Here is an 8,658-nt window from a genome sequence, read left to right as displayed (position 1 = left end):
GGGGTGCGTTTGGCGGAGCCGGGGAGCGGGCCTTAACCGGAGCAGGAGTCGGTGTAGGGGAGGCGAGGAATGAGCCGGCTCCATTCGGCCGGGCTCAGGGCCGCGCCCGGCCTGGCGCAGGCCAGCCGGCGCAGCCTGGCCGGGTCGAGCGTCCCGAGGAGGACCGATCCCTTGTCGGTGGTCAGCGCGACGGTCTCGGTGCCGGTCTTGGTGCCGGTCACGGCCACCGCTCGGGCGGGTGCGTCCAGGACGCCCAGGGGGGTCATCGCGGGTGTGGGGGCGGAGAGGTCCCAGTAGGCGACCGCGCCACCGCCGTCCGCGCTCACCAGATGATCGTCGGTGGTGAAGGCGACGGCGGCGACGGGGGCGGTGTGGCCGGACAGCCGGCGCAGGACCCGCGGATGGTCGGGATCGCCGACGTCGGAGACCTGCAGGATCCGGTCGTCGCCGCCGGTGGCCAGCCGCCGTCCGTCTGGGCTGAACGCGACGGTGTTCACCGCGCCGGTGTGGCCGGGCACCGAGACCATCTGGACGGGTCTGCGGGGGTCGCGGACGTTCCACAGCTGCACGGTGCCGCTGGCGCCGGCGATGGCGATGGCGAGGACGGCGCCGTCCGGCCGCAGCGCCACGTCCGTCACCGGCCCCGCGCGGCCGATCAGCAACTGGATCGAGACGGGCCGCCCCGGATCGGCGACGTCCCACAGCCCCACCGACCAGTCCTCGCCGGCGGTGACGAGCAGATGCGCACTGCTCGACAACGCGAGCCGATGGACCGGCGTGGCCTGGGGGTCGAGCGTGCTGAGCGGCCGGGGGCGCGCCGGATCGGAGATGTCCCAGAGCCGGCCGGCGTCGGTCTCCCCACCCGTCGCGAGTCGGGTGCCCGAGCGGTCGAACACGACGCCGTGCGCATGGTCGTTCGCGGAACCCCCGGCGGTGGCGGCGGGTCGGCCGGCAGCGTCGACCTTCCAGAGGTGGAGGCTGCCGGTGTCGTCGGTGCCGGCGAGGGTCGTGCTGTCCGGGCTGAGCGCGATGTCGGAGAAGGCCGCGGGACCGGCGGGGATCCGCGCGGCGGTGGACTGGGCGAAGGACGCGAGGACGGCCGCGCGCGCGGCCTCCGTCGGGGCGATCCGGTAGGCCGCGAGGCTCAGCCGGCCGGCCAGGCCCGGTTGCCGGGCCCGCTGGGCCGCCGCGTCCGCGGCCAGGCGTGACGAGATGGACGCGCGGTCGGCCGCCGACACCGGCGACGGGCCACCGCCGCGCGGCACGATGATCAGCACTGCCGCGGCGGCGATTGCGATGGCGAGTCCGGTGACGAGCAGTGCCGGCCGCGACCGCCGCCGCCTGGACGGGGCCGGTGGCGACGGGGCCGGTGATGGGCTGAGCGCCGGCGGGTGCGGGGTTCCTGCTGGATGCGGGGGTACCGACCCGGGCTGTCCACGCGGCGGCGGGGTCCGGGCTGGAATCGGCGGCGGCGAGGCGACAGGCGGCGGGGACAGCTGGGTGACGGGCATGTCCGCCACGTTCGCGGCGGTGCTGCCCGTGCTGCCCGTGCCGCCGGGCGGCTCCGGCCTGGGCGCCGGCCCCTTGGCGCCTGATGCCCGGCGCCGGGCCCAGCGGCGGGCACGTCCGGTGGGCTGCGCGGTGCCGGGCGGTCCGGGCGGTCCGGTGCCGGGCTCCGGGTGCGCGGGGAGGCTACCCCCGCCGATCAGCGCTGTCCGCAGCTCCTCCGCGCTCGGCCGGGCCGCCGGGTCCTTCGCCATCGCGATCTCGACGAGGTTGCGCAGCTCGCCGCCAACTCCGTCGAGCCGCGGTGGCTCGTTGACGATGCGGTAAAGAATGGCGTCGATGGGACCGGTGCCGAACGGCGCGTGCCCGGTGGCGGCGAAGATCATGACGGCGCCCCAGGCGAAGACGTCGACCGCCGAGGTGATCGGTACGTCGAGGATCTGCTCCGGGGACATGTAACCGGGCGTACCGATGGCATGCCGGACGTTGTGGCTCAGGTCGGTGTCCGCGTTGAACTCGCGGGCCAGACCGAAGTCGATCACCTTGGGGCCGACCGGGGACAGCAGGACGTTGCCGGGGGTGAGGTCGCGGTGCACGATCCCGGCCGCGTGGATGGCGCTCAGGGCGGTCGTCACGCTGACTGCGAGCTGTTCGAGATCGGCGGGCCGCAGCGGCCCCCCGCACGGAGACGCGCCTCGACAGCGTCGGACCCTCGACGAACTCGGTCACGAGATAGGGCTGGGGCCCGTATGGATCTGCGTCCAGCACGGCGGCCGTGGTGAACCGCCGGACCCGGCGGGCACTCTCGGCCTCGCGGGCGAACCGGGCGCGGAATTCGGGCCGTTGCGCGAGCTCCGGCCTGATCATCTTGATCGCGATGGCGCTTCCGTCGGGTGCCCGGCCGAGGAAGACGGTGCCCATGCCGCCCTGCCCGAGCCGGCCGATTACCTGGTAGACTCCGAGCCGCCGCGGATCGGTCAGCTGGAGCGGGCGCACGGCGTCGCCGGGCAGCGGAGGTGGTGTCGCCCCCGTCACCGTGCCCCACTCCCGTAGTGGGACAACGGCCACGCACGCCCTGCCCCGCTCCCAAGGTACGCCGAGACCGGCGACCTTCTCAGATACGGCGGATGCCTGGACCGGCGCGGGCGCACAGGCAAAGTATCGCAGTAAAGGATGGAAGATCGCAGTATGGACAGAACCAGTATGGACGGAATATAGCGCAATACCGGCAAAGATGCATGATCTGGGAGGCCCTGTGCTCCGCCGCGCGGCAAAGTTCGACGTGACACTGACCCCGACCTCGCGGTCCCTGCTCGCCCCGGTCTCCGAGGAGCCACGGCGGTTGCTGCTCGACCGGGCCCTCGACGAGTTCGTCGCCGATCTCAGCGCGCTGGACGAGACGGCCGGCACGATGGTGGCCGGGGCGCCTCGTCCGACGATCGACACAGCCATCGACGCGGCGGTCCCCGCGGTGGTCGAGGGCACGCTGCTCGTCTCCGGCCAGGAGGTGATGCAGACCTGGGAGGCGCCGTTGATGCGGGCGCTGGCCGCCGAGGTGACCCAGCCGGGCGGTACCGTCCTCGAGGTCGGGTTCGGCCTGGGCCTGTCCGCCGGGTTCGTCCAGGAGATCGGCCCGGCCCGGCACGCGATCATCGAGGCGAACCCGGCCACGGTGCGCGTCGCCGAGCAGTGGGCCCGCCCCGCGGGGCGCCGCGGAGTGGAGATCATCACCGGGCGTTGGCAGGAGGCCATACCCGGCCTCGGCCGGTTTGACGGCATCCTCTTTGACACCTATCCCCTCGACGAGACCGAGGTCGACGAGTATTTCGTGCGCAGCCCCACCTTCGCCGAGCACTTCTTCGCGCACGCCGCCGACCACCTGGCCGACGGCGGTTCGTTCACCTACTACTCGAACGAGATCGACTCGGTGTCCCGGCGGCATCAGCGGGCCCTGCTCCGCCACTTCCGCACCTTCAGCGTGCGTGTCGTCGACGGCCTGCAGCCGCCGGCGGACTGCAGCTACTGGTGGGCGCCGTCGATGGCGGTCATCGTCGCCCGGGAACCCCGCCGCTGATCCCCACCTTGCCTATCCAGAGGGATAAATCGGACACCGAAGCCTCTGGATAGGCAAGGTAACCGGGAGATACGGGACCGGACGGTTCAGGCGGGCTGGTGGGTGGGGATCACGACCGTGCGAACGGCGTCGTCGCGGATCTCCCCGACCAGCTCCTCCAGGATGTCCTCCAGCGCGACGAGCCCGAGGACCGTACCGTCGGCGTCGGTGACCCTGGCCAGATGCGCGCCGGAGTGCTGCATCGTCGCCAGCGCCGTCCGCAGGTTGTCGTCGGCGCCGACTCGGGCTAGCGGCCGGGTCCACTTGGCCGCGACTGGGCTGGACCGCCGCTCCGGCCGGGTCTCCAGCACGTCCTTGAGGTGCAGGTAGCCGATCAGTCCGCCCTCGGGGTCCCGCACCGGGAAGCGGGTGAATCCGGTGCGCGCGGCGAGCTGTTCGACCTGCCGGGGAGTGACCGCCGGGGACACGGTGACCAGCCCGTCCGGCGGGAGCAGGACGGCACGCGCGGTGCGTTCCTCGAACGACAGCGCCCCGGTCAGCAGGTCGTGTTCATCCTCGGCGAGCAGACCCTCCCGATGCGACTCCTCGATGAGTCCGGCGACCTCGTCGCGGGTGAAGACGCTCGCGATCTCGTCCTTCGGTTCGACGCCGACGAGCCGCAACGACACGGCCGCGATCGTGTTGAGCAGCGCGATGACCGGTTTGCCGCAGCGGACGACTCCGACCAGGAGCGGGGCGAGCAGCAGGACCGCACGCTCCGGCATCGCCAGCGCGATGTTCTTCGGGACCATCTCGCCGACGACCACGTGCAGGAAGGTCACCAGGCCCAGCGCAATGGCGAAGGCCACCGGGTGCAGCAGGGCGGAGGGCATCCCGGCCGCCTCGAACGGTCCGCGGAGCAGATGCGCGACCGCCGGTTCCCCGAGAGCGCCGAGGCCCAGGGTGCAGACGGTGATGCCGAGCTGCGCCCCGGCGAGCATCAGCGAGACGTTCTCCATCGCCCCAAGGGTGATCTTCGCCAGCCGCGAGCCCGCCTCGGCCATCGGCTCCAAGCTCGACCGCCGGGCCGAGATCAGCGCGAACTCGGCCCCGACGAACAGCGCGTTCAGCGCCAGCAGGACGACGGTGGCGACGATCGCCAGCAGGTCGGTCATCCCCACCCCGCCCTTCCGACCGAGGCGGTCTCGGCATCCTCGGCATCCTCGGCCTCCTCAGCGGCCGGGCCTGCCGGGCCTGCCGGGCCTGTGCCGGGTCGGCGATCCGCGGGGTCCGCGACCGGCGGGTCCGTAGCCCTCTCCGGCGTGGCGCCCGTCGGCGCGATCGGATCCAGGCGGATCCGGTCGACCCGCCGGCCGTCCATCCGCTCGACGGTGTACCGCACGCCCTCCACGGCCGCCGTGTCGCCCGCCCCGGGGATGCGTCCCAGCGCCCGGGCCATCAGACCGCCCAGGGTCTGGTAGGTGTCGTCCGCGGGGATGTCGATCCCCGTGACGTTGCGGGCCTCCTCCGGGCGCAGCAGGCCGGAGAGCAGCCAGCTGCCGTCCCGTCGGCGCAGGGCGCGCGGGCTGACCCGATCGTGTTCGTCGACAACGTCGCCGACGATCTCCTCGATGAGGTCCTCGGCGGTGACCAGTCCGTCGGTGCCGCCGAACTCGTCGACCACGATCGCCATCTGCATGCCGCCGGCACGCAGTGTCTCCAGCAAGGGGTCGAGCAGGATCGTCGAGGGCACGGTCACCGGCGGGACCATCACGTCGCGTACCGGGGTATGGTCCCGGGCGTCCTCGGGGACGGCGACCGCGTTCTTCACATGGATGAGGCCCACGACGTCGTCGCTGTCCGTGCCGAGTACCGGGAAGCGGGAGTGCCCGGTGCGCCGGGTGAGGGTGATAACCTCACTGACCGGTTCGTCGGCATGGACGGTGCGCATGCGCATCCGGGGTGTCATGACGTCCTCGGCGGTCCGGTCACCGAACAGCAGGGAGCGCTGCACCAGCGTCGCCGTCTCGTGGGAGAGGGTGCCGTGCTCGGCAGACCGCCCGACGAGGGAGAACAGCTCCTGAGCCGAACGGGCCGAGGCCAGCTCCTCGCGTGGCGAGATGCCGAGGCGGTGCAGCAGCGCGTTCGCCGTGGTGTTCAGCGAGCGGATCAGCGGGCCGGTGGCCTTCGTGAAGGCACGCTGGGGAGCCTGCACCGCCAACGCGGTGCCGAGGGGATGGGCGATCGCCAGGTTCTTCGGGATCAGCTCGCCGTACACCATCGTCAGGCCCGTCGCGAGGACCAGGGCGATCGCCACCGACGCCGCCCGGGCGAGCCCGTCCGGGGCGCCGAGCGAGGTGATCGGCCCCTCGAGCAGCCCTGCGATGGCGGGCTCCGCCAGAAAACCGATCGCCAGGTTGGTGATGGTGATCCCGAGCTGGGCGCCGGACAGCTGGGTGGACAGACCGCGCAGTGCGGTGAGTACCCCGCGGGCGCCCCGATCATCGCGCTCGGCGGCCCGCTCCACCGAGGGCCGGTCCACCGTGACGAAAGCGAACTCGGCCGCGACGAAAACGCCGCAGGCGGCCACGAGCACCAGGCTGAGTACCAACAGAAGCGCCTCGATCATCGGTCGACCCCCGCGGGCGCTTCCTCGCGCGTGGGTCGGCCGGAACTACACCCGGCATCTTCGGAGACTTTCATGATCCCTTCCGGTCGGTGCGGGGCGACCCGGCCCGCGGGCCTACCCCGTCACGCGGCAACAACGCGCTTCATAGCCCGTTCGTTTCACGATGACCTCTGGTCGGCGCACGGTCCAGACCCTGAGTGGGCCTCAGTAGAAGATCACCGTGTGGGCCAGCCGGCCAGCCGGTCCGGTGTCGTGGCCCGGCCCGGTACTGGAGAACGGTTGATCGGCGGGCGTGGGCCGGACGCGATGGTGAGGAACCGGACGCGCCGGTGAGAACAAGAGCCCTGGAGCCCGATATGACGGATCCCCGACGGTGTCACGGAGGGTAGCAGCGGGAAGGGATTGGGTGACATCACCGGGTGGCTTGCCGGCTCGCCGCGCGACGAGGAGGTCGTCATGCACAGGTCTCATGGGAGGGTTTTTCCGGTGGTACTCGCCCTGGCCGCGACGGCGATCCTCGTCGCCGGATGCGGCCCGGGCCCGGGCGGCGGCGGGGGCACCGCGGTGGCGGCTCCGGCGACGCCCGTGGCGGCCCGGTGCCGGACCGCTCAACTCGCTCTGAGCAGCATCGACCGCCAGGGAACCGCGGGCAGCGACTACGAACGGCTGGTCCTGACCAACATCGGTCACAGCCCCTGCGTGGTACGCGGATTCCCTGGCGTGTCGTTCGTGGACGCGGCCGGCCGGCAGGTGGGCGCGGCGGCGGAGCACACGGGGCCGGTGGGCGCGCCGGTGCGGCTCGTGCCCGGGGGCGCCGCGACGGCGGTCCTGCGCATCCTGCATCTCGGCGTGGCGGAAGGCTGCACACCTCCCTCGGGGACCGCGCCGGTCGCCGTGCTGCGCGTGTACCCGCCGGGGAACACCGAGGCGCTGCGGCTGACCGGCCCGGACACGCGGGCATGCCGGGATCCCGCCGTGCGGCAGCTCACCGTGGCCGCGTTCACGGCGTGACCGGGCCGGCTCCCACGGTGCCCAGGGCGATGCCGGTGGATCGGCCGGTGGAGGTCGGCCGGTGGAGGTCAGAGCCGTTCGATGATGGTGGCGTTGGCCAGGCCGCCGCCCTCGCACATCGTCTGCAGGCCGTAACGGCCGCCGGTGGCCTCCAGGTAGTTGAGCATCGTGGTGAGCAGGCGGGTGCCCGATCCACCCAGTGGGTGGCCCAGCGCGATGGCGCCCCCGCGCGGGTTGAGCTTCGCCGGGTCGGCACCGGTGTCGCGGGCCCACATGAGCGGCACGGGCGCGAACGCCTCGTTGACCTCGAAGGTGTCGATGTCGTCGATGCTCAGACCGGCGCGCTTGAGCGCCTTGCGGGTCGCCGGGATCGGCGCGGTCAGCATGAGCAACGGGTCATCCCCGGCGAGCGCGAACGTGTGGAACCGGGCCCGTGGCCGCAGGCCGAGCTCGTTCGCCCTGGTCTCGCTCATGATCAGGACGGCCGAGGCGCCGTCGGTCAGCGGGGAGGAGTTACCCGGGGTGATGTTCCAGGTGATTTCCGGGAAGCGGGCAGCGTACGCCTCGGTGTAGAAGGACGGCTTGAGCATCGCCAGCGTCTCAACGGTCGTGGTCGCTCGGACCGTTTCGTCCACGGTGTGCTGGGCTGTCGTGCCGTCCGGAAGGGTGATCTCGACCGGGACGATCTCCCCGGTGAAGTCCCCCGCCGCGGCGGAGGCCGCCGCGAGCTGGTGCGACCGCGCGGAGAAGATGTCCAGGTCCTCCCGGTTGATCTTCCATCGGGCGCTGACGAGCTCCGCGCCGATGCCCTGGTGGGCCAGGCCCTCCGGGTAGCGGGCGTGCAGGCTCGGGCCGTTGGGGTCCTTGCCGAGGGTGGTGGAGCCCATCGGCACCCGGCTCATCGACTCCACCCCGGCGGCGATGACGATGTCGTAGGCGCCGGCGAGCACCCCCTGCGCGGCGAAATGGGCGGCCTGCTGGCTCGACCCGCACTGGCGGTCGATCGTGGTGGCCGGCACCGACTCGGGGAACCCGGCCGCCAGCACCGCGGTGCGCCCGATGTTGACGGCCTGCTCGCCGGCCTGGTCGACACACCCGGCGATGACGTCGTCAACCAGCGCCGGATCAAGGTCGTTGCGGGCGATCAGTGCCTTCAGCACGGTGGCCAGCAGCTCCACCGGATGGGTTTCGGACAGCGCCCCACCCGGCTTGCCCCGTCCCGACGCCGTGCGTACCCCATCGACGATGACTGCGTTCTCCATGGGCTCTCCCTCGTCACAACCATCACACGTCACAATCATCACAATGACGGCGGATCGACCGTTGCCCTGCCCGTGTCGCCTACCCGTTGCCTGGTGCTTGCCTGGATCGACGCTACGGGCCACCCTCTTGATGGGTCAACAAGTGAACCGGAGGTCAGGGGGTCGGGGCCGGGCATCCCGTCGGATAACCGAGCGCA

6 protein-coding genes are annotated in these 8,658 nt (G+C 72.2%); 2 read left to right on the top strand and 4 right to left on the bottom strand.

Features of this window, described 5'->3' with window-relative positions:
- Nucleotides 1-32: 32 nt before the first annotated feature.
- On the bottom strand, nucleotides 33-2,141 hold the full coding sequence (locus tag ACY45C_RS15255; RefSeq protein ID WP_462188261.1) for a WD40 repeat domain-containing serine/threonine protein kinase: 2,109 nt from the start codon (nucleotides 2,139-2,141) through the stop codon (nucleotides 33-35).
- A 620-nt stretch (nucleotides 2,142-2,761) separates the two neighbouring features.
- Here ACY45C_RS15255 and ACY45C_RS15250 point away from each other — a divergent pair.
- Entirely contained in the window at nucleotides 2,762-3,580 is an 819-nt protein-coding gene (locus tag ACY45C_RS15250; RefSeq protein ID WP_462188260.1) for a class I SAM-dependent methyltransferase, read from the top strand.
- Nucleotides 3,581-3,666: 86 nt separating this feature from the next.
- On the opposite strand, the gene ACY45C_RS15245 is transcribed toward ACY45C_RS15250, so the two are convergent.
- The gene (locus ACY45C_RS15245; RefSeq protein WP_462188263.1) at nucleotides 3,667-4,734 is read right to left on the bottom strand and encodes a hemolysin family protein; all 1,068 of its coding nucleotides are present in this window, start codon (nucleotides 4,732-4,734) and stop codon (nucleotides 3,667-3,669) included.
- A complete protein-coding gene (locus ACY45C_RS15240) occupies nucleotides 4,731-6,188 on the bottom strand; it encodes a hemolysin family protein (RefSeq protein ID WP_462188259.1) in 1,458 nt (485 codons plus the stop codon). Before ACY45C_RS15240 ends, ACY45C_RS15245 begins: the two co-directional genes overlap by 4 nt.
- Before the next feature lie 456 nt (nucleotides 6,189-6,644).
- Here ACY45C_RS15240 and ACY45C_RS15235 point away from each other — a divergent pair, with 456 nt between their 5' ends.
- Nucleotides 6,645-7,199, top strand: a complete 555-nt coding sequence (locus tag ACY45C_RS15235; protein WP_462188258.1) for a DUF4232 domain-containing protein — start codon at nucleotides 6,645-6,647, stop codon at nucleotides 7,197-7,199.
- 68 nt (nucleotides 7,200-7,267) lie between these two features.
- Here the strand turns inward: ACY45C_RS15235 and ACY45C_RS15230 are convergent, their stop codons facing one another.
- The gene (locus ACY45C_RS15230) at nucleotides 7,268-8,461 is read right to left on the bottom strand and encodes a thiolase family protein (RefSeq protein ID WP_462188257.1); all 1,194 of its coding nucleotides are present in this window, start codon (nucleotides 8,459-8,461) and stop codon (nucleotides 7,268-7,270) included.
- Nucleotides 8,462-8,658: the final 197 nt, after the last annotated feature.

This window comes from Frankia sp. CcWB2, assembly GCF_977927585.1.
Note: the sequence above shows the minus strand (reverse complement) of the source record. Positions and strands in the feature narration are given on the sequence as shown.